This is a genomic window from Sphingobium sp. SG1 (assembly GCF_057063145.1).
This window is the reverse complement of sequence record NZ_JBVVOJ010000002.1, coordinates 28477-53929: the sequence shown is the minus strand read 5'-3', so window position 1 is coordinate 53929 and position 25453 is coordinate 28477. Positions and strand designations below refer to the sequence as shown.

The following is a 25453-nucleotide window of genomic DNA, read 5'->3' as shown; positions in this document are numbered from 1 at the left end:
GAAATAAGACGATTTTCCATCGCATTGTCATGACTCGGGGTTATGATGCAGTGCGGTCAGGAATGGGGGTCCGCCGCGACGTCTGAACGCGCTTCGGAAGGCCAGCCATGCCCAAGACGACCAGCGAACCCACATCATCCACCGCTTCCATCCCGCTCTGGCCGCCGCTCGACTGGTTCGGTCAGGCCTTCGACTATGGCGTCGACGCGCTGCAACGCGCCGTCCTGTTCGCCGACGTCAAGCGCCAGCGCGGCGACCAGTATAAGGCGCATCTGGCCGAACGCGTGCCCCATGTGCTGAATTTCGACGGCGAGATCATCCTGTCCGGCGCCGATCTGCCGCGCCCAGTCAATTATGGCCTAGTCCGCATCACCCCGTCAGAGGGCCTGCCGGTCGACCCCGCCAAGCGCCCGGTCATTGTCGTCGATCCGCGCGCCGGCCATGGCCCCGGCATTGGCGGATTCAAGCCCGACAGCGAGATTGGCGCCGCCCTGCGCGAAGGCCATCCCTGTTATTTCATCGGCTTCACCCCCAATCCGGTTCCGGGCCAGACGGTGGAGGATGTCATGCGGGCGGAGGCCGCCTTCGTCGCCCATGTCGGCGAACTCCACCCTTCCGCCGACGGTAAGCCGGTGGTCATCGGCAATTGCCAGGCTGGCTGGCAGATATTGATGACCGCCGCGGTCTGGCCCGAGTTGTTCGGCCCGATCATCGTCGCCGGCGCCCCGCTCTCCTATTGGGCGGGCGACAATGTCATGCGCTATGGCGGCGGCCTGATGGGCGGCAGTTGGGCAACGGCGATGACCGGCGACATGGGCGCGGGCCGCTTCGACGGCGCCTGGCTGGTGCAGAATTTCGAAAATCTCGATCCTGCCAACACGCTCTGGAAAAAGGATTATACCCTTTATTCCAAGGTCGATACCGAAGCCCCCCGCTATCTCGGCTTCGAGAAATATTGGGGCGGCTATGTCTATCTCAATGATGTCGAGATGCAGTATATCGTCGACAATCTCTTCATCGGCAATCGGCTCGCCACCGCCCAACTACTGACTTCGGACGGCATCCGCATCGATCTGCGCAACATCCGCTCGCCGATCCTGGTCTTCTGCTCGCATGGCGACAATATCACCCCGCCGCCGCAGGCCTTGGGCTGGATCACCGATCTCTATCGCAACGATGCGGAGATCGTCAGCCATGATCAGACGATCATCTATGCCACCCATGACAGTATCGGCCATCTCGGCATTTTCGTATCGGCCAGCGTCGGGCGGAAGGAGCATCGCGAATTTGTCAGCGCCATCGACCTGATCGATGTGCTGCCCGCCGGCCTCTATCAGGCGACGGTGCAACAGGATCCCGATGGCGCCCTGCCCGGCGCGGTCGATGATGACGGCCAGTATCTCGCGATCCAGCGGCGCGGCATCGCCGATGTCCAGGCGATCGTGCAGCAGGATTTCGACAGCGAACGGCGCTTCGTTGCCGCCCGCCGTGCGTCGGAAGCCAATCTGGAGCTGTATCGCCGCTTCGCCCAGCCGCTGGTGCAGGCCATGGCCAGCCCGCAACTGGCCGACTGGCTGGCGCAATGGCACCCGATGCGCCTGTCCTACAACTGGTCGAGCGACCATCCCATGGCGCAACTGATTGAGGGCTGGGCCGGGGTGGTGCGCGACAATCGCCGCCCGGTCGCGCCCGACAATGGCTTCCTGGCCGGCCAGACCATGGTGTCGGACATGATGGTCGGCGCGCTCGACGCCTATCGGGATGCCCGCGACAGGCTCCAGGCATTGAGCTTCGATACGATCTATGGCGCGCCGCTGGTTCAGGCCGCCATGGGCGTCGCTCCGCAGGATGGCCGCCCGCCCCGCCATCACCCCGGCGACACGCCCGAACATCGCGCCTTCGTTGCCGAGGAAATGGCGCATCTCAGCGCCGAACTGCATGAAGGCGGCCTGCTGGAGGCGCAGTTGCGGGCGATCTTCCATGTGCTGCGCACCCGCGAACAGACCGACGCCCGCCGGTTCGAGGAGGCGCGCCGGCTGCATATCGACATGCTGCCCGCGGGCATGACCCTGCCGCTGTTCCGCGCGCTGGTGCGCGAGCAGGCCAAGCTGCTGCGCCATGATCCCGATGGCGCGATTGCCGGCATTCCCGAACTGCTCGCCCGCGTCGATCCCGATGCGGTCCGCGCCGGCGGGCAAAAGCTTGCCGCCCTGTTCGACCGGGACGAAGGGCTGACGCAGGAGGAGGCCGCCCGTCTGGGCGCCATGCTCGACCTGTTCAATGCTGCGGCCGATGCCGACCGTGGCTGAGCCATCCTGTCCGGAACATGACGAAAAGTTCATTGGCCTGCGCCCGCGGAACCGCGCATAGAGAGGGCGTCGGGCTCGCACCCCTGTCGAGCCCGGCACCCTCCACCCAGGGCAACGCCATGACCCGTCCTCTTGCTACCGCCTTCATCAGCCTTGCTTTTCTGGTTGGCAGTGCCGCTCCTGCACTGGCAACTCCCTGCAAGGATGCGAAGGGCAAGTTCGTCAAATGTCCGCCAAAGGCCGCCCCGAAAAAGGGCCCCTGCAAGGACGCCAAGGGTCGCTTCGCCAAGTGCAAGTGACCTGACGAACTGGACAGACCGGTCGGGCCTTGCCTCCCGGCCAGCCTTCGGGTCGCACCACGGCTAGCCAGCTTCAAGGGCCATCCTGCCGCTCTCCCCTGTTCGGCATCCCATGGTCCTTGTGCTCTGCCCCCTTCCCGCTACCTTGCCTGCATGCATAGCGGGAGGGGGCAGATATTCATGTGGTTGCGGATAGTTGGCGGCTTTGCGATGGCAACAGCCCTGCCCCTTGCCCCGTCCGCACAGGCCCAGCCGAGCCCCATCGCCGTAAAGACCGACAAAAGCTGGACACACAAGCCGTCCGGTATTGCCTTTCCGTCGAAGATTGACGGTTTTGCTCGCAGTGCGGTCGAGGATCTGAGCAACGGCGCGCTCCTCGATACATCGATCGCCTATGACGATCCGATCAGTCGCACCCATGTAAATGTCTATGTCTATCATGCCGCCATGCCGGCCACCGCCATCTGGTTCGATGTCGCGGCCACCATGATCGCGACCAACGACAAATTCGGGCGCCCCGCAGCCCTGGGCGATCCTGTGGCCTTTGCCCTTCCGGGCAGTTCAGTGCCGGCCGGCCTGCGCCAGAGCTTCGCCATCAGCCAGGTCGGCCGCAGCAGCGGCGTTGCCGTCATCGCGCTCGGAGAATGGGTGCTAAAGCTGCGCGTCACGTCCCCCGTCCATGATGCAGCCCAGCTCAACGCATTGATGGACCAGATGATAAGCCAGTTCGGCTGGCCCCGCGCGCTACCGCCGCTCGCGGCGGCCGTTCCGCTCAAACCCTGCCCCCAACCGCTTGTCTTCGGCGCGCCTGCGGACAAGGTGACAAAGGACGGCGCGTCCGTCATTGCCGGCGCGATGATGGGCAATATCGACCGCAGCGTCAGGGAAAAGGCGACGAAGAATAGAGAAGCCCCGGCCGCCCCGGCCTATTGCGTCCACCCCGATCGGATACAGGGCCGCCTCCCCATCTATCAGGGCGAGACGAATGAGGGCAGCTATGCCATCCCGCTCGGCGATTCGGGCACCATGCTGGTCATCGCCCGAGACACGCTGACCGCCTTGCTGGGCGGCAAGGATGAAAGTAGCGCCCCCTGGACGGTCACCGTCCGCAAGCTCGACCAATGGCTGCAATATCCCAGCTATGCCAGCGCGCCACCGCCGGTCCAGGCGATCGAGATCGTCCAGTCGGAAAAGCCGCTTTCGACCACCAGCATCTATGGCAAGCAAAGCCAGATCAGCCTGTCGCCGGACGCCGTTGCCAACTGATAGGGCGCAGGCCGCTTGCTCCATCGGCCTGCCCCCGCTAGTCAGCCGCCCATGACCGCGCATAAATCGGGCGACCCGACCACCCTCAACCGCCTTTATGGCCGCCAGTCCGGGCCCAAGCTTCGCAAGGGCCAGCAGGAACTGGTCGACACGCTGCTGCCCGCCGTATCGGTACCGGCCGAAGGCGATGTCACCGCCGCCGACCTGTTCGGCTATGACCGCCCACTCCATTTCGAGATCGGCTTCGGCGGCGGCGAGCATATGGCCTATCGCGCCGACATGCTGCCCGACCATGGCTTCATCGGCTGCGAGCCGTTCCTGAACGGCGTGGTCCAGGCGCTCGGCCATATTCGCGACGGTGCGCTCGGCAATGTCCGGCTGCACATGGGTGATGCGCTCGACGTGCTCAGCCGCATCCCCGACGGATCGCTCAGCTTCGTCTATCTGCTCCATCCCGATCCCTGGCCCAAGGCCCGCCATGCCAAGCGCCGGATGATGAACCCCGGCCCGGTCGAGATGATCGCCAGGAAGCTCAAGCCCGGCGGCGAGTTCCGCTTCGGCACCGATCATCCGGTCTATCTGCGCTGGGCGTTGATGGTGATGAATGGCCATCCCGAATTCGACTGGCTGGCAAGCGATCCCAAGGATTTCCTCACCCGTCCGGGCGGCTGGCCCGAAACCCGCTACGAGGCCAAGGCCCGGCGCCTGGGCCATGAGGTCTGGTATTTCCGGTACCGGCGGAAATGAGGCACGGGCCGTTCCACGCGGCCCGTAGCTGTGCCATGGTGGCCGATCCTGTATAGAGGCCCCATGACCGACATCGACCAATTCATCGCCGGACTGCCCAAGGCAGAGTTGCATCTCCATATCGAAGGGACGCTGGAGCCCGAACTGATGTTCGCGCTGGCCCGGCGCAACGACGTGACGCTGCCTTACGGCTCGATCGACGAGATCCGCCAGGCCTATGACTTCGGCAATCTCCAGGATTTTCTGGACATCTATTATGCCGGCACCAATGTGCTGCGCACGCCGCAGGATTTTCACGACCTTGCCGCCGCCTATTTCGATCGCGCGGCGCAGGACAATATCGTCCATGCCGAAATCATGTTCGATCCGCAGGCGCACACATCGCGCGGCGTACCCTTCGCCGATGTGATCGAGGGCCTGCTGTCGGCCATGCGGGACGCGGAAGAACGCCATAGCATCACCAGCGACCTGATCCTCAGCTTCCTGCGCCATCTGAGCGAGGAAGAGGCGTTCGAGACGCTGCGCGCCGCCACCCCCTGGTTGCCGCGGATCAAGGCCGTGGGGCTGGACTCCTCCGAAGTCGGCCACCCGCCCGAGAAATTCGCTCGCGTCTTCGCCGCTGCAGCCGACGCCGGCCTCAAGCTGTGCGCTCATGCCGGTGAGGAAGGCCCGCCCGCCTATGTCTGGGAAGCGCTCGACCTGCTCAAGGTCGATCGGATCGACCATGGCAATCGCGCGCTGGAGGAGGATGCCCTGGTCGAGCGGCTGGTGGACGAGCAGATGGTGCTGACCGTCTGCCCGCTCTCCAACCTCAAATTATGCGTGATCGACGACATCGCCAGCCATCCGCTCGACCGGATGCTGGACATGGGCCTGCGCGCCACGGTCAATTCCGACGATCCGGCCTATTTCGGCGGCTATCTCAACGACAATTATCGCGCCGTTGCCGCAGCCCGCAGCCTGTCCCGCGAGCAAGTCGCCCTGCTGGCGCGCAACAGCATCACCGGCTCCTTCCTGCCGCAGCAGGCCAAGGATACCCATCTGGCGACGATCGACGCCTATCTCGATCAGGCGCATTGAGGCCCTGATTTACCGGCCCCTTCCCCGATGATATAGCCTGTCTCACAGGATGGCGGGCTTTTGGGGAAGGGCCGGACACATGGCTGACTGGATAAGGGCAGCGACCGCGCTGGGCATCGGTCTGTCGCTCGCCTCCGTATCGATCGAACCGGCCTTCTCGCCCGCGACGCTTGCCGCGCTCGATCCCGTACGCCTCGCCCGCAGCCTGTGCAGCGGCCCAAGGGTCGGCTCCGCCCTCGCCCGCGAATTGCTGATCGCGGCCGCCGCCGCCCAGCCGATCGCTCAAGCCCCGCCGATCCCGCTGTTCGACGATCTCACCCATTCGCGCTTTCCGCTGACCACCACCAATCCACAGGCGCGCCGCTATTTCAGCCAGGGTCTGCTGCTCATGTACGGCTTCAACCATGCCGGCGCGATCCGCTCCTTCCGCGCGGCACAGCAGCTCGATCCGGCCTGCGCGCTCTGCTGGTGGGGCGAGGCGGTGGCGCTCGGCCCCAATATCAACGCACCGATGGATGCCGGCGACCGGGGCGCCGCGCTCGCCGCGATGGACCGGGCGATAATATTGCACGATCAAGCGTCACCGATGGAGCGCGGCCTGATCGAGGCAGCGGCGCTGCGCTATGCCCGTGATCCCGCTGCCGACCGCGCCGCGCTCGACGGCGCCTATGCCGATGCGATGCTGGCACTTGCCGCGCGCTTCCCGGCCGATGACGATGTCGCCCTGCTGGCCGCCGAAGCGGCGATGGACACCAGCCCGTGGAATTATTGGGAGGCCGACCGCAAGACCCCGATCGGGCGCGTCGGCGCTGCCATCCGCCTGGTCGAAACGGTGCAGGCGCGCAATCCCGCCCATGTCCAGGCGGCGCATCTGATGATCCACCTGCTCGAAGCGAGCGATGCAAAACGCGCCGAAGCCGCCGCCGATCGCCTCTCCGCCGATGGCATGCCCAGCGCCGCCCATCTCGTCCATATGCCGAGCCACATCTATCAGGTCGTCGGCCGCTATCGCGACTCGATCCGCGTCAACATCGCCGCCGCCCGCGCCGACGAAGCCTTCATCCGCGCCACCGACGACCGCAGCCTGGTGCGCTACGGCTATTATCCGCACAATGTCCATTTCATCGTCGCCTCCGCGCAAATGGCGGGCGACATGGACAGCGCGATGCGGGAGGCGCGGCGCCTGCGCACCATCCTCGATCCCGCAACCTCCGCCGCCATCGCCTGGATCCAGGCGATCGACGCCGCCCCCTATCTGGCCATGGCGCAGTTCGCCGCGCCTGCCGACATCCTCGCCCTGCCCGCGCCCGATCCGCGCCTGCCCTATGCCATCGCCATGCGCCATTATGCCCGCGCCGTCGCCTTCGCCCAGCAGCGCGACCAGCGCGGCTTCGATGCGGAGGTCGCAGCGATGAGCACGATCGCCCGCTCCGATGCACTGGCCCCGATGATTGCGCAGGGCGTCCCGGCCCCTGACCTGATCGCGCTCGCCACCGCGGTCGCGCGCGGCCGTCTCGCCACCGCCCAGCGCCGCTATGCGCAGGCCGCCGATCATTATCGCGCCGCGATCAAGCTGGAGGGCAGGATCCCCTATCAGGAACCGGCCTACTGGTATTATCCGGTGCATCAGTCGCTCGGCGCCGCCCTCTTCCTCGCCGGCCGCCACGACGAAGCCAGCGCCGCCTTCCGCCAGGCACTGATCCAGGCTCCCAATAATGGCTGGGCGCTCTACGGCCTTGCCCGCGCAGAGACTGCCCAGGGGCACAAGGCAGAGGCGGCTGCCGCCCGCAAGGCCCTCACCAGCGCCTGGTCCGGCGATCCCGACTGGCTGCGGATGGACCGGCTCTGAAGGGCGTTCCGCTTGTCGATCGGGAAAATGGACAAATAGCCGGAAAATACTGGCCATCGCCCATTTTGCTGGTAGGGAGGGCGCGTCCAGCCCACCGGGATCGATATTTCGCGCCATGGCATCCGCGCCGCCCCCTTTCCGCGTCCTGCGTCAATCGCGCCCCGGCGCGCAACGTCCGTCATGAGCCGCCCCGGCCAGCGCTGGAGCCGCCGCCGCGCCCGCGCGCTGCTGCGCCATAGCGGGCCGACATCCTTGCTTTTCCGCCGTCGCCTCGCCCTGATCGGCGGCGCCGTGCTGGTGGGCCTCGCCGCGCTCGCCTTCGCCTGGGCCGCGGACGAAGCGACCGAGGCTTTCCATCGCCTGGCCACCGCCAATCGCTGGCTGCCGCTGCTGCTGACCCCGCTCGGCTTTGCCGCCCTCGCCTGGATCACCCGCAGCGTCGCGCCCTTTGCCGGCGGATCGGGCATCCCGCAGGTGATCGCCGCCACTCAATTGCCCGAAAAGGTCGGCCGCTGCCTGGTTGACCTGCGCATGGCCCTGCTGAAGGTCGTGCTGACCATCGCCGGCCTGCTGGTCGGCGCCTCGGTCGGCCGCGAAGGCCCCACCGTCCAGATTTCCGCCGCGATCCTTGCCCGCGTCCACGCCCTGCTGAACGTGCCCCTGCGCGCGTCCGTCATGGTCGCGGGCGGCGCGGCCGGCGTCGCCGCCGCCTTCAACACGCCGCTTGCCGGCATTGCCTTCGCGATCGAGGAGCTGGCCTCCGCCTATGAGCAGCGCATGACCCTGCTGGTCATCACCGCAGTCATCATCTCGGGCATGGTCAGCCTCGGCGTCGCTGGCGACTATGTCTATTTCGGCGCGGTCGCGGCCCATCTGCCGCTGCAATCGGCGGTTCCCGTCGCGCTGCTGGCCGGGCTGCTGGGCGGCATGTCCGGCGGCCTGTTCGCGCGGCTGGCGCTCGATGCCGCCACTGCGCGCAATCGCATGACCGACTGGATGCGTGCCCATCCGGTGCTGTTCGCCGGCGGCTGTGGCCTGCTGGTGGCGGCGATCGGCGTGGCCACCGGCCTCACCTGGGGCACCAGCTATGCCCCGGCCCGCACCATGATCGCGGGCGGCGACCAGCCGCTCTGGTTCGCCCCCGCCAAATTCCTCAGCACCCTCGCCACCAGCGTCTCGGGCATTCCCGGCGGCATCTTCGCCCCCTCGCTCGCCACCGGCGCCGGCTTCGGCAATCTGCTGCGCTGGATTTTCCCCGGCGAACCGGCGAGCGCCGTCGTGCTGCTGGGCATGGTCGCCTATTTCACCGGCGTGGTGCGCGCGCCATTGACCGCCGTCATCATCATTTCGGAAACCACCGGCAGCCGCGGCTTCATGTTGCCGCTGCTGGGCGCCGCACTGGTCGCCGACGCATCGGCGCAGATATTCTGTCGCGAGCGCCTCTATCACGGCCTGTCCCGCAACTTCCTGGAGCGGGCCAAGGCTGCCGAAGCAAGCCGCTGACATGGCGGCGCTCGGCTGCCTGCTCCTGATGATATTGCCGATTGTCGGCTTTCTCGCCGGCCAGCTGCTGGCCGGCATGGACGGCGCCTGGATCGGCGCCGCCATCGGCCTGATCGGCGCGATCGGCTTTTCGGCGGTGACCTTCTACGCCCTGCTCCAGGCCGGCCGCCGCCGCTAGATCAGCCCTCGGCGCGCAGCTTGTCCGCCAGTTGCTGGATTTCATCGGGATTGAGCAGCCAGGTCCGGGTCTTCTGCCCCTCGCGATGCACCGGCTGGGTCAGCAGCACCCGCGCCTGTTCCTTGGCGAAGGGCTTGAACAGGCCATAATGGATGACGCAATCGCGCACCGTCGCGATCAGCGGCGCCTTGCCATCCAGGTCGATCATGGTGGCAGGCTGGTCCCAGGGAATGGTCGAGATAATCATGGATATCCCATCACCACCCACCGCGCGCGAAATCAAGGGAAAGCTTTCGCCGCCATCCGCGCGGAACCGCCCCGCCCCTTACAGCGCCCGCATCCAGAATTGCATCGGGTGGCTGACCTTTTCGCTGCCGCCAATTTCCTTCCAGCTCATCTCGCACAGCGCACCCTCGATCGGCGCATAGCCGCGCTTGCGCCAGAAGGGGGCGAGGTCGCGGGCGTCGGCCGGACGGCGCGGATCGTCCTCCTGGCGCACCACGCCGCAGAAGATCGCAAAATCGGCGCCAGCGTCCCGCGCCGCCGCCTCGCGCGCGTCGAAGAAGAGATGGCCGATGCCGCGGCCATGATAGGCCGGCAGCAGCACGGACTCGCCGAAATAGAAGCTGCGCGCGACATCGACGCCAGCCGCCGCCAGCGGCGCGACCAGGCTGTCGGGCTGGCCGGCCAGCGGCGAGGCTGTGGCGATCCCGACCGGCTCCTCGCCGATCCGCGCCCGCACCAAAGTCGCATGCTCGCTCGCCAGGAAATCGCGGAGATATTCCTCCTCATGCGCGGCATCGCCCTCATAGAGATAGGGCCACTCACGGAAGATGCGGATGCGCAGCGTCGCCAGCGCCTCAAGTCCCTGCGCATCGCTGGTCACGCGGTCAACGATGATCGACGGCTCGGTCATTCTGCAATCTCCTGATCTTCGATGTGCGGCGCGGCCGGCGCATCGTCGCGCGCGGCATCGCTGGCCATCTGCGCGATCACGTCCGATCCCGCGCCATTCTGGATGATGTGGAAAGGCACATGCTGTTCGGGCCAGTGGCGGAAGGGCAGCACCGTGCCATCCGCACGCAACTGGTCGACCATGGCCAGGTCGATGTCCGCCACCACCCAGGCCGGGCCGTTCGCCTGCCCCAGCGCGATCACGCCATCGTCGGGCATCGCGCCATCGGGCGGACCAAAGGCGCCGGCGGCGCCGAAATTCTCGTCCATGCAGGGCAGCCAGGGCGCCATGCCGACGCTGGGCGACTGGACGACGAAGCATTGATTTTCCATCGCCCGCGCCTGCGCGCCGATCCGCACCCGCCAATAGCCCTGCATCGTATCGGTGGCCGATGGCGTCAGGATCAGCTTGGCGCCCGCCTCCGCCTGCGCCCGCGCGATCATCGGAAATTCGACATCATAGCAGATGGATATGCCGACCGGCCCGATCGGGGTGTGGATGAGGTTGATGCTGTCGCCGCCGCTGATGCCCCAGCGCTCGCGCTCGAACCGGGTCATCATGATCTTGTCCTGATGGCCGGTGGTGCCGTCGGGGCAGAAGAGCCGGGCGCGATTGACGATCCGTCCATCGCTGGTCCGCACCGGCCGGCTGCCCGCCAGGATCATGATGTCGAGCCGCGCCGCTAGTTCCGCGTGGACGCGGTCATAGGCCTCGCCAAACTGCATCACCAGGTCGAGCGAGGCGGTCAGGTCCGCTGCCCGCTCGGGATCGATCCCGGCCAGTTCCATCGCCGCATATTCGGGGAAGATCGCCAGCGTCGCGCCCAGCGCGGCGGCTTCCTCCACCCAGCGGGTCAGCTTTTCCTGCCAGGCGGCAAAGCTCTGCACCTGCTCGATCGGATATTGGGCGGCGGCAACGCGGATGTGGGTCAAGGACACCTCGGGATGGGATGGCAACGGGACAGACGGCGGTTTAGGCCCGATCGACCTGCGCGATCCAGTCGGCCAGATTATAATGGTTGGAAATGCGCGTTATCTGGCCCTCACCGATATCGAAGAAGGCGCCGACGCGCAGATGATAGGTCTGGCCGGCGGCCGGCGGCAGGCCTTCGTCGGTCACCAGATAGCGGCCATCCAGCATGAACTCGGCCGCCGCCCGCGTCCCTTCCGCGTTCGCGAGCACGATCGGATCGATCACCGTCTCGGCATAGCAAAGGTTCATATGGGCCAGGAAATCGGCGAAGGCCGCCTTCCCGATGCGGGCCGCGCCCTGGCTCGGCTCGTGCCGCACATCGTCGGCCAGCAGCGCCAGCATCCCTTCGGCATCCTGCCGGTTGAAGGCGTCATAATAGGCATGGACCAGGGCCAGGGTCGCTTCGGACACAGATTTCTCCTCGAACTGGGAAAACGGGCGGGATCAGCCGACCAGCCGCATGGCCGATCGGCGATGGCGGGTGCGATAGCCGTCCGACTTCGCCTCCATCCGCGCCAGATTATGGACGGTCAGCCCGGCAATGCCGCTGATCGCGTCGACCTGATCAGCGCCCAACGTGAAATCGTCGCCCAGGAAGACGCGGGCCGCCTTGCCATCGCCGATCGGCGCGCGCACGAACACTTCGCACCGCCCGCCGCGGCTGCCGGACAGGATCGCGGCCAGCTTGGCCACGGCCTCGACCATCTCGATGTCCAGCACCAGCTCCATGCGCGACACGTTGGCAATCTCGCGGAACGGCTCCATCCGGCGCACGGTGACGCGCGGCGTTTCCTCGCCCGGTAGGCGATCCAGCTCGACATGCAGCAGCGCGCAATCGCCCTCGCGCGCCAGTTCCTCGATCTGCTTGCAGGCATCCTCGTCGAAACAGCTCGCCTGGAACTGACCGCTCTGGTCGGAGAAGGTGGCGTTGGCATAGCGCGCACCCCGCCGCGTCTCGCGCCAGCGCACATCCTCGACCATCGCCGCCATGATGCCCATCACCCGTCCTTCGGCATTGGGCATGCCCATTGGCTGCGAACAGATTTCGCCATAGCTTTTCGCGCCGCGCGCATCGGCCAGATGGCGGAAACGGTCGACCGGATGGGCCGAGAAATAGAAGCCGAACGCCTCCTTTTCCTGCGCCATCCGGTCCGACACGGTCCAGGCCTGATGCGGCGGAATGCGGACGTCGGCATGGGCCGTCTCGACATCGCCGAACAGGCCGCCCTGCCCGCTCTCGCGCGCCTGCGCCGCGCTTGCCGCGACGCTCAGCAGGGTTTCGGCCGCCGCATGGACCCCGGCCCGGTCGGCATGGATGGTGTCGAACGCACCGGCCGCCGCCAGGCTTTCGAGCTGGCGCCGGTTGAGCAGGCGCGGCTCGATCCGGTCGGCCAGATCGTCCAGATGCTTGAACGGACCATTGGCTTCGCGCTCGGCAACCAGCTGCTCCATCGCCTTCTCGCCCACGCCCTTGAGGCCGCCCAGCGCATAGCGCACGGCAAAGCCCAAACGCGGATCATCGCCCTCGAACGGCACCGCCTCGACGGTGAAGTCGGCCTCGCTCTGGTTGAGGTCGGGCGGCAGGCAGGTCATGCCCATGCGCCGCATATCGTCGACGAAGACGGTCAGCTTTTCGGTCAGATGGATATCGAACGCCATCGACCCGGCATAGAATTCCGCCGGATAATGGGCCTTGAGCCAGGCGGTCTGATAGGCGAGCAGCGCGTAGGCGGCGGCGTGCGACTTGTTGAAGCCATAGCCGGCGAACTTGTCGATCAAGTCGAACAGTTCGTTGGCCTTGGCCGGCTTGATGTCGCTCTTGGCGCAGCCCTCGACGAAGCGCAGGCGCTGGGCGTCCATTTCCGCCTTGATCTTCTTGCCCATGGCGCGGCGCAGAAGGTCGGCGTCGCCAAGCGAGTAGCCGGCCAGGATCTGGGCGGCCTGCATCACCTGTTCCTGATAGACGAAGATGCCATAGGTTTCTTCGAGGATCGGTTTCAGCAGGATGTGCGGATATTCAATCTCTTCCTGGCCGTTCTTGCGGCGCCCGAACATCGGGATATTGTCCATCGGGCCGGGGCGATAGAGCGACACCAGCGCGATGATGTCGCCGAAATTGGTCGGACGCACGGCGGCCAGCGTCTTGCGCATGCCTTCGGATTCCAGCTGGAACACGCCGACCGTGTCGCCACGCTGGAGCAGTTCATAGACCTTGGCATCGTCCCAGGCGAGCGTGTCGAGATCGACCGTGACCCCGCGCCCCTTGAGCAACTGCACCGCCTTTTGCAGCACCGACAGCGTCTTGAGGCCGAGAAAGTCGAACTTCACCAAGCCCGCACCCTCGACGAACTTCATGTCGAACTGGGTCACCGGCATGTCGGATCGCGGATCGCGATAGAGCGGCACCAGCTGGCTCAGCGGTCGGTCGCCGATCACCACGCCGGCCGCGTGGGTGGAGCTGTGGCGCGGGAAGCCCTCCAGCTTCATCGCATAGTCGATCAGGCGCTTGACCTGATTGTCATTGTCATATTCCGCCTTGAACTCGGCGACGCCGTTCAGCGATCGCTCCAGCGTCCAGGGATCGGTCGGATGGTTGGGCACCAGCTTGGCAAGGCGGTCGACCTGGCCATAGCTCATCTGCATCACGCGGCCGGTATCCTTCAGCACGGCGCGCGCCTTCAGCTTACCGAAGGTGATGATCTGGGCGACATGATCGCTGCCATATTTCTGCTGCACATAGCGGATCACCTCGCCGCGCCGCGTTTCGCAGAAGTCGATATCGAAGTCGGGCATGGAGACGCGTTCCGGGTTCAGGAAGCGCTCGAACAGCAGGCCCAGTTGCAGCGGATCGAGATCGGTGATGGTCAGCGCCCAGGCGACCAGCGAGCCGGCACCCGAACCACGGCCTGGCCCCACCGGAATATCATGGTCCTTGGCCCATTTGATGAAGTCGGCCACGATCAGGAAGTAGCCGGGGAACCCCATCTGGATGATGATGTCCATTTCGAACTTCAGCCGCTCGAAATAGGGCTGGCGCGCCTCGTCGGCGATGATCCCGGCCTTCTCCAGCCGGGCTTCCAGCCCGGCGATCGACTGATCGCGCAACATGATGCCCTCACCCTCGATGTCGCCGGCAAGGCTGGGCAGGATCGGCTTGCGCTTGGGCGCCATCACCGCGCAGCGCTGGGCCACGACCAGCGTGTTGGCCAACGCCTCGGGCAGATCCTCGAACAGCCGCTTCATCTCCGCCGCCGGCTTCATCCAGGCGTCGGGCGAGCTGGTGCGACGGTCGGGCGTCTCGACATAGGCGCCATCGGCGATGCACAGCATCACGTCATGCGCCGCGTGAAATTCCGGCTCGGCAAAGCAGGTCGGGTTGGTCGCGACCAGCGGCAGGCCCCGATCATAGGCAAGGTCGAGCAACTGCGGCTCCGCCTTGCCCTCGATCGGGTCGAGCCGGCGGCATATCTCGACATAGAGCCGGTCGGGGAACAGCGCCTGCAACCGGTCGGCATAGGCCAGCGCGGCGTCGGGCTGATCCTCGGCGAACAGCCGGGCGATCGCCCCCTCGCCGCCGGCTGTCAGCGCGATCACGCCATCGGTCCGCCCCTCCAGCATGTCGAGCGTGACATGGGGCACTTCCTCGACCGGCCGGTCGAGATGCGCCATCGAGACGAGCGCGCAGATATTGTCGTAGCCGCCGGCATCCTGCGCATAGAGGGCGATCCAGTCATGCACCGCCGGCGCATTGGACGGCCGGCCCGGTCGCGCCACGCCCAGCATGGCACCGACGATCGGCTGCACGCCCTCGCCCTTGCAGCCATCGGAAAAGGCCATCGAGCCATAGAGCCCGTTGCGATCGGTGATCGCCGCCGCCGGAAAACCCAGGGCCTTGGCCTGCTTGGCGATCTTCTTGGGGTCGATCGCCCCTTCGAGCATGGTGAAGGACGAAAAGATGCGCAGCGGTACGAAGGCGGAATGAGACATCGCGGCAATCTAACGACGCCCGCGCCCGCGCGCCAGTCCCGGCCGGCGAAAAGCTGTGGACAAGATCACCACTTGTCGCTTGCCAAGGACTGCGCTTGCTGATCCTATCGCGCCCAAAGAACAGGGAGAACGGTCATGTCGGACAGCAACCCGGTTTCCACCCCGCCCGGCATCGCCGATCGGGCCAAGGCGATCATCCTGCGCCCCAGGGACGAATGGCCGCTGATCGAGGCCGAACCGGCCAGCATCGGCAGCATCTATACCGGCTATGCCATGATCCTGGCGGCGATCCCGCCGCTCGCGACCCTGATCGGCGGACAGGTCTTTGGCCATGGCCTGTTCGGCATCACATGGCGCCCGCCGCTGATCGGCGCGATCGGCATGGCGATCGCCCATTATGTCCTGTCGCTGATCGGCCTCGCCGTGCTGGCGATCATCATCAACTTCCTCGCCCCCAGCTTCGGCGGCCAGCGCGACAAGCTGAAGGCGTTCAAGATTTCCGCCTATTCGGCGACCGCCGGCTGGCTGGCCGGCATCTTCTCGCTGCTGCCGGGCCTTGGCATGCTGGGCCTGCTCGGACTTTACAGCCTCTACCTCCTCTATCTCGGCCTGCCGCGCCTGATGAAGGTGCCAGAGCAGAAGGCGCTGCCCTACACCATCGTCACCATGGTCGCGGGCGCGCTGCTCTTCATCCTCGCCAGCCTGCTCGCCATGCCGTTCAGCGGCCTGCCGGGTGGCCATGCCGGGCCGGATGAGGTGGGCGGTGAGATCACCGTGCCGGGCATCGGCAAGATCGACGTCGACAAGATGGACGCCGCGACAAAGCAGATGGAACAGGCCGCCAAGCGGATGGAGGAAGCGACCAAGAATGGCCGCTCCGCCGCGATCGCGCCCGATGTGCTGCAGGCGCTGCTGCCCGAGAAGATCGGCCGCTTCACCCGCACCGAGATTGAGAGCAGCGGCATGTCCGCCGGTGCCCATGCCTCCGCCCGCTACCGTGCCGGCGACGACGAGATCGAGCTGGAGGTGAACGACATCGCGGTGGCCGGTGCCTTTGCCGGGATCGGCGCGGCACTCAACGTCCAGTCGAACCGCCAGACCGCCAGCGGCTATGAGCGCACCCAGACGATCGACGGCCGCATCGTCACCGAGGAATGGGACAAGGACAGCCGCCACGGCAAATATGCCACCACGCTGGCCGACCGCTTCATGGTCGAGGCAGAGGGCACCGTCGCCGATATCGGGGAGTTGAAGGCCGCGGTGAACGCGCTCGATCTCGACCGACTGAGCGCACTCGCCGCAAAATAGGCAATGTCATGAGGTCGCCCGCGTAACGAATTGCCAAGCTATCGGGCCTAGGTTAGGCGCCACCATGCGTTTATCCACGATCACCAACTGGGCCTATGGGGCCACCGTCCTGCTCACCTTGGCGTCGGGCACGACGATGTTGTTCGCGTCCGGCGCGGAACAGCGCGAGCGCGCCGCAGTCGCCCAGCGCGCCAGTTTCGACCAGTTGACCTCCACCCTGGAGGAGGATGTCTATCGCCTGACCGAACAGGCGCGCGGCTATGCGATTTCGGGCGATCCCAGCCATCTGGTCGTCTATCGCCGCGAGAAGGAAGCGCTGCGTTCCATCGAGGACCGCATCCGGCATCTGAAGGACGCCGGCGCCAACGAGAATGAGCTGAACGCGCTGCGCCAGGCGATCCAGTGGGCCGACGCCCTGTCCGACGAACAGGATGTCGCAATCAAGGCGGCGCAGGCGGGCGATGACAAGACCGCCCGCACCATCCTCTTCGGCGACGAATATGGCCGCGAACTGGACCGGGTGGCGGCACAGGTCGGCCGCTTCCAATATATGCTGGACCATCGCACCGACACAGCGGTGCAGGGCGCGACCGATACCGCGCGCCAGTGGCGGACCATGTCGGAAATCATGCTGGGCGTTACTGCCCTGCTGTTCCTGTGCGTCCTCTATTTCGTGCTCAAGCAGCGCATCCTGCATCCGGTCGTGCGGCTGAGCGATGTCGTCACCCGCCTTGCCGCGCAGGATTTTGCCGCGATCCCGCCCGACTTCCCGCAGGTGGACGAGATTGGCGACATGGCGCAGGCGATCCGTATTTTCCGTGAAAATGGGCTGGAGCGGCAGCGACTGGAGCAGGAGCGCGATGTCGATCGCACCATGCGCGACCTGCTGTCGCGCATGACCCAGCGCCTGCAGGGCTGCGACAGCACCGCCGACCTGGTCGAGGTGGTGCGCCGCTTCACCCCGGAAATCACGCCCGATTTCCCCGGCCGCCTCTATATCCACGACATTCGCCGCAACATGATGTTGCAGGCGTGCGACTGGCTCGATCCCAAACAGTCGCGCAACGATTTCCCGGCCTCGGCCTGCTGGGCGCTGCGGCGCGGCCAGGTCCACAAGCCGCGCGGCGGGATGGTCGACATTGCCTGCGAGCATCTGGAGGGCGAAACCGCCGTCCCGACCATCTGCATCCCGCTGGCAGCGCAGGGGGAAAGCATCGGCCTGCTCTATTTCGAGCAGACCCGCGAGATGGACGCCGAACATCTCGACCGGGCCGAAAAATATCTGGAGATGCTGGCGGAGAATATCGGCCTGGCGCTCGCCAATCTGCGCCTGCGCGACGCGCTGCGCGAAATGGCGATGGCCGACGCGCTGACCGGCCTGCCCAACCGCCGCCATTTCGACGCCATGTTCGAAGCGCTGGTGGACGAGGCGGAACGCAACCATGCCCCGCTCGCCTGCCTGATGGTCGACATCGACCATTTCAAGCGGTTCAACGACAGCTATGGCCATGACGCCGGCGACGCAGTGCTGCGCGCGGTCGGCGCGGTGCTGGGCGACTCGCTGCGCGAACAGGGCTTTGCCTTCCGCCTGGGCGGCGAGGAATTCGTGCTGCTGATGCCCGGCTTCACGCTGGAGCAGGCACTCGCCCGGTCCGCCCAGATCCAGCAGCGCATCCGCGACCTGCGGGTCGAGCATCGCGGTCAGGAACTGGGGCCGATCACCGCCTCCTTTGGCCTGGCCGCCTGGCCCGACCATGGCGCCGCCACCCGACTGGTCACCACCGCCGACGCCGCGCTGCTGCGCGCCAAGGGCGAGGGCCGCGACCAGATCATGGTCGCGACCGCACGCGAGGGGCTGTTACCGGGCTGACGCCTCTTCCAGCCGCCCTTCGTGCAAGCGGACCACCCGGTCCATCTTTTCCGCCAGCCGCTCATTATGGGTGGCGACCAGAGCCGCCGATCCTTCGCCCCGCACCAGGCGCAGGAATTCGGCCAGCACCACGTCGGCGGTGCGCTCGTCCAGATTGCCGGTCGGCTCGTCCGCCAGCACCAGCGCCGGGCGATTGGCTAGCGCGCGGGCGACCGCGACGCGCTGCTGCTCGCCGCCCGACAACTGGCTCGGCCGATGGTCGAGCCGATGGCCCAGCCCCAGCGCCGTCAGTAGCGATTCCGCGCGGGTCCGCGCCGCGTCCATGGTCGCGTCCTTGATCACCTGCGGCAGCACGACATTCTCGGTCGCGTTGAAATCGGGCAACAGGTGGTGGAACTGATAGACGAAGCCCAGCGCATCACGGCGCAGGCGGGTGCGCCCGTCATTGTCCAGCTTCGCCGCTTCCTCGCCAGCGATGCGGATCGATCCGTCGAAACCGCCTTCCAGCAGGCCGACCGCCTGCAGCAGCGTCGACTTGCCCGAGCCCGAGGGGCCGAGCAGCGCGACGATCTCGCCCGGCCCGACCGTCAGGTCGACGCCGCGCAGCACGTCGATGGTGACGCCACCCTGGGTGAAACTGCGGGACAGGCCGCTGACCTTGAGGACATCATTCATAGCGCAGCACCTGGACAGGATCGGTATTGGCAGCCTTGAAGGCCGGATAGAGGGTGGCGAGGAAGCTGAAGACCAGCGCCATCAGACAGATGATCACGATCTCGACCGGATCGGGCTTGGACGGCAATTCGGTCAGGAAGCGGATCGAGGGATCCCACAGATTTTGCCCTGTCACGAACTGGATCACATTCACCACGCTCTGGCGGAAGAAGAGGAATGTGAAGCCCAGCGCCATGCCGGCGACCATGCCCAGCGTGCCGATGGTCACGCCCACCGTCATGAAGATCTTCACCAGCCCGCTCCGGCTCGCACCCATGGTGCGCAGGATCGCGATGTCGCGGGTCTTGGCGCGCACCAGCATGATCAGCGAGGAGAGGATATTGAACACCGCGACCAGCACGATGATCGAAAGCACGACGAACATCGCCACCCGCTCGACCGCCAGCGCCTCGAATAGGCTGGCATTCATCTGGCGCCAGTCCTGCACCACGGCGCGGCCCGCGACCTTGGCCGCCAGCGGTTCCAATATCTGGCCAACCTTGTCGGCATTGACGGTCTCGACCTCGATCATGCTGACGACATCGCCCAGCAGCAGCAGCGTCTGCGCATCCTCGATCGGCATGACCACGAAGGCCTTGTCATAATCATAGACGCCGACCTCGAAGATCGCCGCCACCTGATAGGATATCTGGCGCGGCATCGTGCCGAACGGGGTCGCGCGGCCAGCCGGGTTCATGATGCTGATATGGTCGCCGACCTGGATACCCAGATTTTCCGCCAGGCGGACACCAATGCCGACCTTCTCGCTATTGGCGGTCAGCGCGTTGAGATCGCCCGCGACCACCTTGCCCTTGAGCGTCGTGTTGCTGCGAATGTCGGGCACGGTCATGCCGCGCACCAGCACGCCTTCCACCCGGCCCTGATAGAGGCCGAGCAGGGGCTGTTCGATCAGCGGGGTCGCGCTGGTGACGCCCGGCGTCGCCTTCGCTTCCTTCAGCACATCGCGCCAGTCGGGCAGGCGCCCGCCATAGCCCTGCACCACGGCATGGCCGTTGAGGCCGACAATCTTGTCGAACAGCTCCGCGCGGAACCCGTTCATGACGCTCATGACGATGATGAGCGCGGCGACTCCGAGCATGACCGCAGCCAGGCTGATGCCGGCGACGAGGAAGATGAAGCCTTCCCCCTTGCCCGGCAGCAAATAGCGCTTGGCGATCATGCGTTCGTAGCGGGATAGAATCATGGTGGCGCGAATGGCCCTTCTGGTAGTGATGCGGCCGGTCTAGCAGGCTGAGCCTTAACGGCAAGGATTGCGGAATTGTTGCACGCGGGACACAGGCCGATACAGAAAATCACAGAGCCCGGATTTTGCCCGTGACAGCAGGCTGCGCCAGTCATAGCAAGGCTCCCGAGGCACAGGCAAAAGGCCGTGGTTCAGGGATACTGCTTCCCACTTCAAGCTTAGGGGGCTGAGAAGTCGGTAGAGGCAGGCCAAGGGGGAGACGAGCAATCGTCCATTAAGTGCCCGGATCGCGAAAGCGGCCCGGGCACTTTTTTGTTCAGCGACTCTTGGCCCCTCTTCCCGCTTAACTTCGCACATTTCCCGCACATCTTGGCATTTTCGGATTCGAGACGGAAATTTTGTTACGCTTCCGTCCATTTGCCGCGCCCTCTTCTCGCCAGTTTATCGCGCGCGGGCGCTGTAGGACAGGCGGCGCGATACTGCCCCCCTGCCCCCTCTTGAACAACGCAAAGAGCCAACCATATCAACCCCGTCCGGCCGCCACATGGGGCCGGGCGCAAGCATAGGCCGGACGCCGAAGACCGGGTCCGGCAGGATCATTTTGCTCTGTTGGAGATTATGAGCATGCGTGGTTTCGACCTTACCCCCTATCGCCGCTCGACCGTCGGCTTCGATCGTCTGTTCGATCTGATCGAGAATAATGCCCGTCTGGCGCAGGGTGACAATTACCCGCCCTTCAACATCGAACGCCTGGCCGAGGACCGCTATCGCGTCACCCTGGCCGTCGCCGGCTTCCGTCCCGAGGAAATCGACATCACCGCCCAGCAGAACCTGCTCCAGGTGATCGGCCGCAAGGACGAGACCAATGCCGACCGTTCCAAGTTCCTGCATGTCGGCATCGCCAATCGCAGCTTCGAGCGCCGCTTCGAACTGGCCGATTTCGTCCGCGTCGAAAAGGCGGACCTGGCCGACGGCCTGCTGGTGATCGAACTGGTGCGCGAAGTGCCCGAAGCGATGAAGCCCAAGAAGATCGCCGTGAATGGCGGCCATCTGGTTGACATCAACAAGGATCGCGACGCCGCCTGATCCGGCCATCCGAAACAAGCACAGGGCGCGACCGCAAGGTTGCGCCCTTCTTGCTGCCCGCTGGTCAGCGCGCCTGCTGCGGTGGCGGCATCGGTATCGCGCTGATCGCGACATTGCCGAACATCACCAGCCCCGCAACGATCATCAGCACCCCGCGCTTGCGGTCGCCGCGCTTCGCGATCGCGTAAATTCCCCCGCCGGTCAGCAGGATACCCGCCAGCATCAATATCGAAAGGATCGTGCCCGCCATGGGCCAGTCCATAGGCGCCTAGCTGGACTGTGGCAATTGGCGGCCCATGCCCCTATGAGGCGCGCAGAAACGAATCACCCCAAGCCGCAGGGGAACGCACCCATGAAAATCGCCATCGCTTCCGATCATGCCGCCGTCGACCTGAAGGCCGAACTTGCGCAATGGTTGCGCGACGAGGGCCATGAGGTCGCCGACCTCGGCCCGGCCACCGCCGACCGCGTCGATTATCCCGATTTTGGTTACAAGCTCGCGACCGCCGTCGCTTCGGGCGAAGCGGAACGCGGCATCGCGCTCTGCGGTTCGGGCATCGGCATCTCGATCGCCGTCAATCGCAACCCGGCCTGCCGCTGCGCCCTGGTCGGCGAACCGCTGTCGGCTGCGCTGTCGCGCGAGCATAATGACGCCAATGTCCTGGCCATGGGTGCGCGCCTGACCGGCGTCGACATGGCCAAGGCCTGCGTCACCGCCTTCCTCACCACCGAGTTCGGCGGTGGCCGCCATGCCGGCCGCGTCGAGAAACTGTCCCAGCCCGCGCTCTGAAAGGACTTGAGATGAGCACCGAAACCCTCACCCAGCCCACCCTGTCGGACATTCGTTCGGAAGGCTATTTCACCGCAGGCCTCGCCGCTGCCGATCCGGCCGTATTCGCCGGCGTCGCCCAGGAACTGAAGCGCGAGCAGACCCAGATCGAGTTGATCGCGTCGGAAAATATCGTGTCGCAGGCCGTGCTCGAAGCGCAGGGTAGCGTCTTCACGAATAAGTACGCCGAAGGCTATCCGGGCAAGCGCTATTATCAGGGCTGCGCCCCGTCGGACGTGGTGGAACAGCTCGCCATCGACCGCGCGAAGCAACTGTTCGGCTGCCAGTTCGCCAACGTCCAGCCCCATTCGGGCGCACAGGCCAATGGCGGCGTCATGCTGGCGCTGGTCAAGCCGGGCGAAACCATCATGGGCCTGTCGCTCGACGCCGGTGGTCACCTGACCCACGGTTCCAAGCCCAGCATGTCGGGCAAGTGGTTCAACGCCGTGCAATATGGCGTGCGCGAAGACACCCATCTGATCGACTATGACGCGGTCGAGGCCCAGGCGATCGAATGTAGCCCCAAGCTGATCATCGCCGGCGGCAGCGCCTATCCGCGCCAGATTGACTTCGCCCGCTTCCGCGCGATCGCGGACAAGGTCGGCGCACTGTTCATGGTCGACATGGCCCATTTCGCCGGCCTGGTCGCCGGTGGCGCCCACCCCTCGCCCTTCGGCCACGCCCATGTCGTGACCACCACCACGCACAAGACGCTGCGCGGCCCGCGTGGCGGCATGATCATGACCGATGATGAGGCGATCGCGAAGAAGATCAATTCGGCGATCTTCCCTGGCCTTCAGGGCGGCCCGCTGATGCACGTGATTGCTGCCAAGGCTGTCGCTTTCGGCGAAGCGCTGCAGCCCGAATTCAAGACTTATGCCCAGGCGATCGTCACCAACGCGAAGGCGCTGGCCGGCAAGCTGGAGCAGCGCGGCCTGGCCGTGGTCTCGGGCGGCACCGACACCCACCTCGCCCTTATCGACCTGCGCCCCTATGGCATTTCGGGCAAGGATGCGGACGAGGCGCTGGAACGCAGCTTCATCACCTGCAACAAGAATGGCGTGCCGGGCGATCCGCTGCCGCCGACCAAGACCAGCGGCATCCGCGTCGGTTCGCCGGCCGGCACCACCCGCGGCTTCGGCGTTGCCGAGTTCGAGGATATCGGCGACATGATCGCCGACGTTCTGGAAGGCCTGCGCGACAATGGCGAACATGGCGATGCCGCCGTCGAAGCCAGCGTCCGCGAGCGTGTCGCCGCGCTCTGCGCCCGCTTCCCCATCTATCAGGGGTAAGCCCGCTTGCGCTGCCCTTTCTGCGCCCATGAGGACAGCCAGGTGAAGGACAGCCGGCCGACGGAGGATGGCAATGCCATTCGCCGTCGCCGGCAGTGCGAAGCCTGCGGCGCGCGCTTCACCACCTTCGAGCGCATCCAGTTGCGCGACATCTGGGTGGTGAAGAGCGAAGGCCGCAAGGAAGCGTTCGAGCGCGACAAGCTGGCCCGCTCCATCGGCATAGCCTGCCGCAAGCGGCCGATCGATCCGAGCCGGATCGAGAAGCTGATTTCAGGCATCCAGCGCCAGCTGGAAACCAGCGGCGAAAGCGAGATCCCGGCGCGATCGATCGGCGAGATGGTGATGGAGGGGCTGAAACGCCTCGACAGCGTCGCCTATATCCGCTTCGCCAGCGTCTACAAGGACTTCACCGACGCCCGCGACTTCGAGGACTTCGCAAGCACTGTGAAGGAGGTCGGGAGTGAGTGAGACGGAAGGCGCTATAATCTTCCGTTCGGCCTGAGCGAAGTCGAAGGCCCCAACCGAGCGACGCGAGGGCGAGGAGACGGCATGGCGTTCTATTGCTATATCCTGCGATGCGCGGACGGCTCCTATTATACGGGCCACACCGACGATCTCGACGCCCGCTTCGCCGCCCATCAATCGGGCATCATCAAGGGCTACACATCGGAACGGCTGCCGGTCGAACTGATGTGGTCCGCCGAATTCCCGACCCGCGCCGAGGCGCTGGCCAGCGAGTTGCAGATCAAGGGCTGGTCACGCAAGAAGAAGGAGGCCTTGATCGCGGAAGACTGGCAGAAGCTCAAGGCGGCTTCCGTCTCACCCACTTCGCCTTCGCTCAGTGACGCCCTTCGACTTCGCTCAGGGCGAACGGAAGTGGAGGCAGACGAGAAAATTGGTTCCATGAATATAGACACCTCCCCCCTCCCCCCCGTCATCGTCCTGGTCCGCCCGCAACTGGGCGAGAATATCGGGAAGGCGGCGCGGGCGATGCTGAATTTCGGGCTGACCGAGATGCGGCTTGTCTCCCCGCGCGACGGCTGGCCCAATCCCGATGCCGGCCCGGCAGCGGCGGGCGCGGACTTCATCTTGGACAAGGCGCAGGTCTATGAGACGCTGGCCGATGCGGTCGCCGACTGCGCCCATGTCTATGCCACCACCGTGCGCAAGCGCGGCGTCACCAAGCCGGTGGTGACGCCGGAGGAAGCCGCGCAGGAAATCCATGCCGCACAGGGCCGCTGCGCCTATGTGTTCGGGCCGGAACGGTCGGGGCTGGAGACCGAGGATGTGGCGCTTGCCCGCAAGATCCTGACCGTGCCGATCAATCCGGAATTCGGCTCCCTGAACCTCGCCCAGGCGGTGATCCTGTGCGCCTATGAATGGTCCAAGCAGGCCAATCTGGCCCAGCCGACCGTGACCGAGTTGGGCGAGCCCGCACCGCAGGAGGAACTGGAAGGCATGATCCTGCAGCTCAACACGCTGCTGGAGAAGGTCGGCTATTTCTTCCCGCCCGACCGCGCACCCGCGACCAAGCTGACGCTGCGCAACCTGTTGACCAAGCCGGGCTGGAACCATCTGGAGGTGCGCACGCTCCGCGGCGTGCTGTCGCACCTCAACCGACCGCGCGAGCGTTAACCCCGCGTGCGGTCATACTCGGCCATTTCATAGGCGATCGAGGCTTCGACCAGCTGCTCCCACAGCTCCGCGATCACGTCGCCGGGCGCGCCCAGCCGCTCGGCCTCCGCGCGGGCATTGTCGATCACCTGACGCTTGCGCGCCTCGTCGCGGACGGCGCCACGATCCGGCTTGATCCGGGCGGCGGCGCGCATATGGGCAAAACGCTGGTCAAGCAGGGCGACGAGCTGGCGGTCGAGGGCGTCGACACCGGCGCGCACCTCGGTCATGCTGGTATAGTCTTCGGGCTTCATGGCCGCCGGATTAGGCCGCGCTCCGCCGGCTGTCGAGGCCCCAGTGGCGACAGATGTCTGGGCTTGACATAAGAACC

The 25453-nt window shown here is 65.8% G+C and carries 23 protein-coding genes; 14 read left to right on the top strand and 9 right to left on the bottom strand.

Annotated features, from left to right (window positions below):
• Positions 1 to 107: 107 nt before the first annotated feature.
• The 7 genes from AC0KVN_RS05745 (at position 108) to AC0KVN_RS05715 (ending at position 9231) form a co-directional block, all read left to right on the top strand.
• Positions 108 to 2309: a DUF3141 domain-containing protein gene (locus AC0KVN_RS05745; protein WP_483656002.1), complete on the top strand. Its 2202-nt coding sequence runs from the start codon at positions 108 to 110 to the stop codon at positions 2307 to 2309.
• Between the two features lie 479 nt (positions 2310 to 2788).
• On the top strand, positions 2789 to 3874 hold the full coding sequence (locus AC0KVN_RS05740) for a hypothetical protein (protein WP_435566295.1): 1086 nt from the start codon (positions 2789 to 2791) through the stop codon (positions 3872 to 3874).
• Between the two features lie 51 nt (positions 3875 to 3925).
• On the top strand, positions 3926 to 4621 hold the full coding sequence (gene trmB, locus AC0KVN_RS05735; RefSeq protein WP_125998572.1) for a tRNA (guanine(46)-N(7))-methyltransferase TrmB: 696 nt from the start codon (positions 3926 to 3928) through the stop codon (positions 4619 to 4621).
• 63 nt (positions 4622 to 4684) lie between these two features.
• Complete coding sequence (locus tag AC0KVN_RS05730; protein WP_435566294.1) at positions 4685 to 5701, top strand: adenosine deaminase; 1017 nt, start codon at positions 4685 to 4687, stop codon at positions 5699 to 5701.
• Between the two features lie 79 nt (positions 5702 to 5780).
• Positions 5781 to 7550, top strand: a complete 1770-nt coding sequence (locus AC0KVN_RS05725; protein ID WP_435566293.1) for a tetratricopeptide repeat protein — start codon at positions 5781 to 5783, stop codon at positions 7548 to 7550.
• Positions 7551 to 7730: 180 nt separating this feature from the next.
• Positions 7731 to 9053 (top strand): chloride channel protein, encoded by a 1323-nt coding sequence (locus AC0KVN_RS05720; protein WP_010337357.1) that lies wholly within the window; start codon positions 7731 to 7733, stop codon positions 9051 to 9053.
• 1 nt (position 9054) lies between these two features.
• Positions 9055 to 9231, top strand: a complete 177-nt coding sequence (locus AC0KVN_RS05715) for a hypothetical protein (RefSeq protein ID WP_163000272.1) — start codon at positions 9055 to 9057, stop codon at positions 9229 to 9231.
• A 1-nt stretch (position 9232) separates the two neighbouring features.
• On the opposite strand, the gene AC0KVN_RS05710 is transcribed toward AC0KVN_RS05715, so the two are convergent.
• The 5 genes from AC0KVN_RS05710 to dnaE form a co-directional block, all read right to left on the bottom strand.
• Complete coding sequence (locus AC0KVN_RS05710) at positions 9233 to 9478, bottom strand: hypothetical protein (RefSeq protein ID WP_010337356.1); 246 nt, start codon at positions 9476 to 9478, stop codon at positions 9233 to 9235.
• A gap of 78 nt (positions 9479 to 9556) precedes the next feature.
• Positions 9557 to 10147 carry a GNAT family N-acetyltransferase gene (locus AC0KVN_RS05705; protein WP_435566292.1) on the bottom strand — a complete coding sequence of 197 codons (591 nt, stop codon included), beginning with the start codon at positions 10145 to 10147 and terminating at the stop codon, positions 9557 to 9559.
• Positions 10144 to 11118, bottom strand: coding sequence for a carbon-nitrogen hydrolase family protein (locus AC0KVN_RS05700; protein ID WP_435566291.1), 975 nt, complete (start codon positions 11116 to 11118; stop codon positions 10144 to 10146). The genes AC0KVN_RS05705 and AC0KVN_RS05700 overlap by 4 nt, the downstream gene beginning before the upstream one ends.
• Positions 11119 to 11158: 40 nt before the next feature.
• On the bottom strand, positions 11159 to 11569 hold the full coding sequence (locus AC0KVN_RS05695) for a ketosteroid isomerase-related protein (protein WP_435566290.1): 411 nt from the start codon (positions 11567 to 11569) through the stop codon (positions 11159 to 11161).
• 33 nt (positions 11570 to 11602) lie between these two features.
• Positions 11603 to 15145, bottom strand: a complete 3543-nt coding sequence (dnaE, locus tag AC0KVN_RS05690) for a DNA polymerase III subunit alpha (protein ID WP_435566289.1) — start codon at positions 15143 to 15145, stop codon at positions 11603 to 11605.
• Between the two features lie 135 nt (positions 15146 to 15280).
• Here dnaE and AC0KVN_RS05685 point away from each other — a divergent pair, with 135 nt between their 5' ends.
• Positions 15281 to 16453, top strand: a complete 1173-nt coding sequence (locus tag AC0KVN_RS05685; protein ID WP_435566288.1) for a Yip1 family protein — start codon at positions 15281 to 15283, stop codon at positions 16451 to 16453.
• A 64-nt stretch (positions 16454 to 16517) separates the two neighbouring features.
• Positions 16518 to 18323, top strand: a complete 1806-nt coding sequence (locus tag AC0KVN_RS05680) for a GGDEF domain-containing protein (RefSeq protein WP_435566287.1) — start codon at positions 16518 to 16520, stop codon at positions 18321 to 18323.
• Here AC0KVN_RS05680 and AC0KVN_RS05675 read toward each other — a convergent pair.
• Together AC0KVN_RS05675 and AC0KVN_RS05670 are read right to left on the bottom strand one after the other, a co-directional pair.
• On the bottom strand, positions 18312 to 18998 hold the full coding sequence (locus AC0KVN_RS05675; protein ID WP_004211993.1) for an ABC transporter ATP-binding protein: 687 nt from the start codon (positions 18996 to 18998) through the stop codon (positions 18312 to 18314). The two genes, AC0KVN_RS05680 and AC0KVN_RS05675, sit on opposite strands and share 12 nt — an antisense overlap.
• Positions 18991 to 20241, bottom strand: coding sequence for a lipoprotein-releasing ABC transporter permease subunit (locus AC0KVN_RS05670; protein WP_287430018.1), 1251 nt, complete (start codon positions 20239 to 20241; stop codon positions 18991 to 18993). Before AC0KVN_RS05670 ends, AC0KVN_RS05675 begins: the two co-directional genes overlap by 8 nt.
• Positions 20242 to 20859: 618 nt before the next feature.
• Here AC0KVN_RS05670 and AC0KVN_RS05665 point away from each other — a divergent pair.
• The gene (locus AC0KVN_RS05665) at positions 20860 to 21327 is read left to right on the top strand and encodes an Hsp20 family protein (protein ID WP_010337347.1); all 468 of its coding nucleotides are present in this window, start codon (positions 20860 to 20862) and stop codon (positions 21325 to 21327) included.
• A gap of 64 nt (positions 21328 to 21391) precedes the next feature.
• On the opposite strand, the gene AC0KVN_RS05660 is transcribed toward AC0KVN_RS05665, so the two are convergent.
• Complete coding sequence (locus tag AC0KVN_RS05660; protein WP_435566286.1) at positions 21392 to 21577, bottom strand: hypothetical protein; 186 nt, start codon at positions 21575 to 21577, stop codon at positions 21392 to 21394.
• Between the two features lie 102 nt (positions 21578 to 21679).
• Between AC0KVN_RS05660 and rpiB the strand changes: the two genes are divergently transcribed.
• The 4 genes from rpiB to AC0KVN_RS05640 all read left to right on the top strand — a co-directional run bounded on the left by rpiB (position 21680) and on the right by AC0KVN_RS05640 (position 25083).
• Positions 21680 to 22117: a ribose 5-phosphate isomerase B gene (rpiB, locus tag AC0KVN_RS05655; protein WP_017501826.1), complete on the top strand. Its 438-nt coding sequence runs from the start codon at positions 21680 to 21682 to the stop codon at positions 22115 to 22117.
• A gap of 11 nt (positions 22118 to 22128) precedes the next feature.
• Positions 22129 to 23448 carry a serine hydroxymethyltransferase gene (gene glyA / locus AC0KVN_RS05650; protein WP_435566285.1) on the top strand — a complete coding sequence of 440 codons (1320 nt, stop codon included), beginning with the start codon at positions 22129 to 22131 and terminating at the stop codon, positions 23446 to 23448.
• A 6-nt stretch (positions 23449 to 23454) separates the two neighbouring features.
• A complete protein-coding gene (gene nrdR, locus AC0KVN_RS05645) occupies positions 23455 to 23916 on the top strand; it encodes a transcriptional regulator NrdR (RefSeq protein ID WP_010337343.1) in 462 nt (153 codons plus the stop codon).
• An 81-nt stretch (positions 23917 to 23997) separates the two neighbouring features.
• Positions 23998 to 25083 (top strand): TrmJ/YjtD family RNA methyltransferase, encoded by a 1086-nt coding sequence (locus AC0KVN_RS05640; protein ID WP_080726983.1) that lies wholly within the window; start codon positions 23998 to 24000, stop codon positions 25081 to 25083.
• On the opposite strand, the gene AC0KVN_RS05635 is transcribed toward AC0KVN_RS05640, so the two are convergent.
• A complete protein-coding gene (locus AC0KVN_RS05635; protein WP_017501829.1) occupies positions 25080 to 25376 on the bottom strand; it encodes a chorismate mutase in 297 nt (98 codons plus the stop codon). The genes AC0KVN_RS05640 and AC0KVN_RS05635 overlap by 4 nt on opposite strands.
• Positions 25377 to 25453: the final 77 nt, after the last annotated feature.

Bases quoted from the DNA above. Each gene is read 5' to 3' on its own strand.
- AC0KVN_RS05745 (WP_483656002.1), top strand. From the start codon at position 108: ATGCCCAAGACGACCAGCGAACCCACATCATCCACCGCTTCCATCCCG.
- AC0KVN_RS05740 (WP_435566295.1), top strand. From the start codon at position 2,789: ATGTGGTTGCGGATAGTTGGCGGCTTTGCGATGGCAACAGCCCTGCCC.
- trmB (WP_125998572.1), top strand. From the start codon at position 3,926: ATGACCGCGCATAAATCGGGCGACCCGACCACCCTCAACCGCCTTTAT.
- AC0KVN_RS05730 (WP_435566294.1), top strand. From the start codon at position 4,685: ATGACCGACATCGACCAATTCATCGCCGGACTGCCCAAGGCAGAGTTG.
- AC0KVN_RS05725 (WP_435566293.1), top strand. From the start codon at position 5,781: ATGGCTGACTGGATAAGGGCAGCGACCGCGCTGGGCATCGGTCTGTCG.
- AC0KVN_RS05720 (WP_010337357.1), top strand. From the start codon at position 7,731: ATGAGCCGCCCCGGCCAGCGCTGGAGCCGCCGCCGCGCCCGCGCGCTG.
- AC0KVN_RS05715 (WP_163000272.1), top strand. From the start codon at position 9,055: ATGGCGGCGCTCGGCTGCCTGCTCCTGATGATATTGCCGATTGTCGGC.
- AC0KVN_RS05710 (WP_010337356.1), bottom strand. From the start codon at position 9,478: ATGATTATCTCGACCATTCCCTGGGACCAGCCTGCCACCATGATCGAC.
- AC0KVN_RS05705 (WP_435566292.1), bottom strand. From the start codon at position 10,147: ATGACCGAGCCGTCGATCATCGTTGACCGCGTGACCAGCGATGCGCAG.
- dnaE (WP_435566289.1), bottom strand. From the start codon at position 15,145: ATGTCTCATTCCGCCTTCGTACCGCTGCGCATCTTTTCGTCCTTCACC.
- AC0KVN_RS05685 (WP_435566288.1), top strand. From the start codon at position 15,281: ATGTCGGACAGCAACCCGGTTTCCACCCCGCCCGGCATCGCCGATCGG.
- AC0KVN_RS05680 (WP_435566287.1), top strand. From the start codon at position 16,518: ATGCGTTTATCCACGATCACCAACTGGGCCTATGGGGCCACCGTCCTG.
- AC0KVN_RS05675 (WP_004211993.1), bottom strand. From the start codon at position 18,998: ATGAATGATGTCCTCAAGGTCAGCGGCCTGTCCCGCAGTTTCACCCAG.
- AC0KVN_RS05670 (WP_287430018.1), bottom strand. From the start codon at position 20,241: ATGATTCTATCCCGCTACGAACGCATGATCGCCAAGCGCTATTTGCTG.
- AC0KVN_RS05665 (WP_010337347.1), top strand. From the start codon at position 20,860: ATGAGCATGCGTGGTTTCGACCTTACCCCCTATCGCCGCTCGACCGTC.
- AC0KVN_RS05660 (WP_435566286.1), bottom strand. From the start codon at position 21,577: ATGGCGGGCACGATCCTTTCGATATTGATGCTGGCGGGTATCCTGCTG.
- rpiB (WP_017501826.1), top strand. From the start codon at position 21,680: ATGAAAATCGCCATCGCTTCCGATCATGCCGCCGTCGACCTGAAGGCC.
- glyA (WP_435566285.1), top strand. From the start codon at position 22,129: ATGAGCACCGAAACCCTCACCCAGCCCACCCTGTCGGACATTCGTTCG.
- AC0KVN_RS05640 (WP_080726983.1), top strand. From the start codon at position 23,998: ATGGCGTTCTATTGCTATATCCTGCGATGCGCGGACGGCTCCTATTAT.
- AC0KVN_RS05635 (WP_017501829.1), bottom strand. From the start codon at position 25,376: ATGAAGCCCGAAGACTATACCAGCATGACCGAGGTGCGCGCCGGTGTC.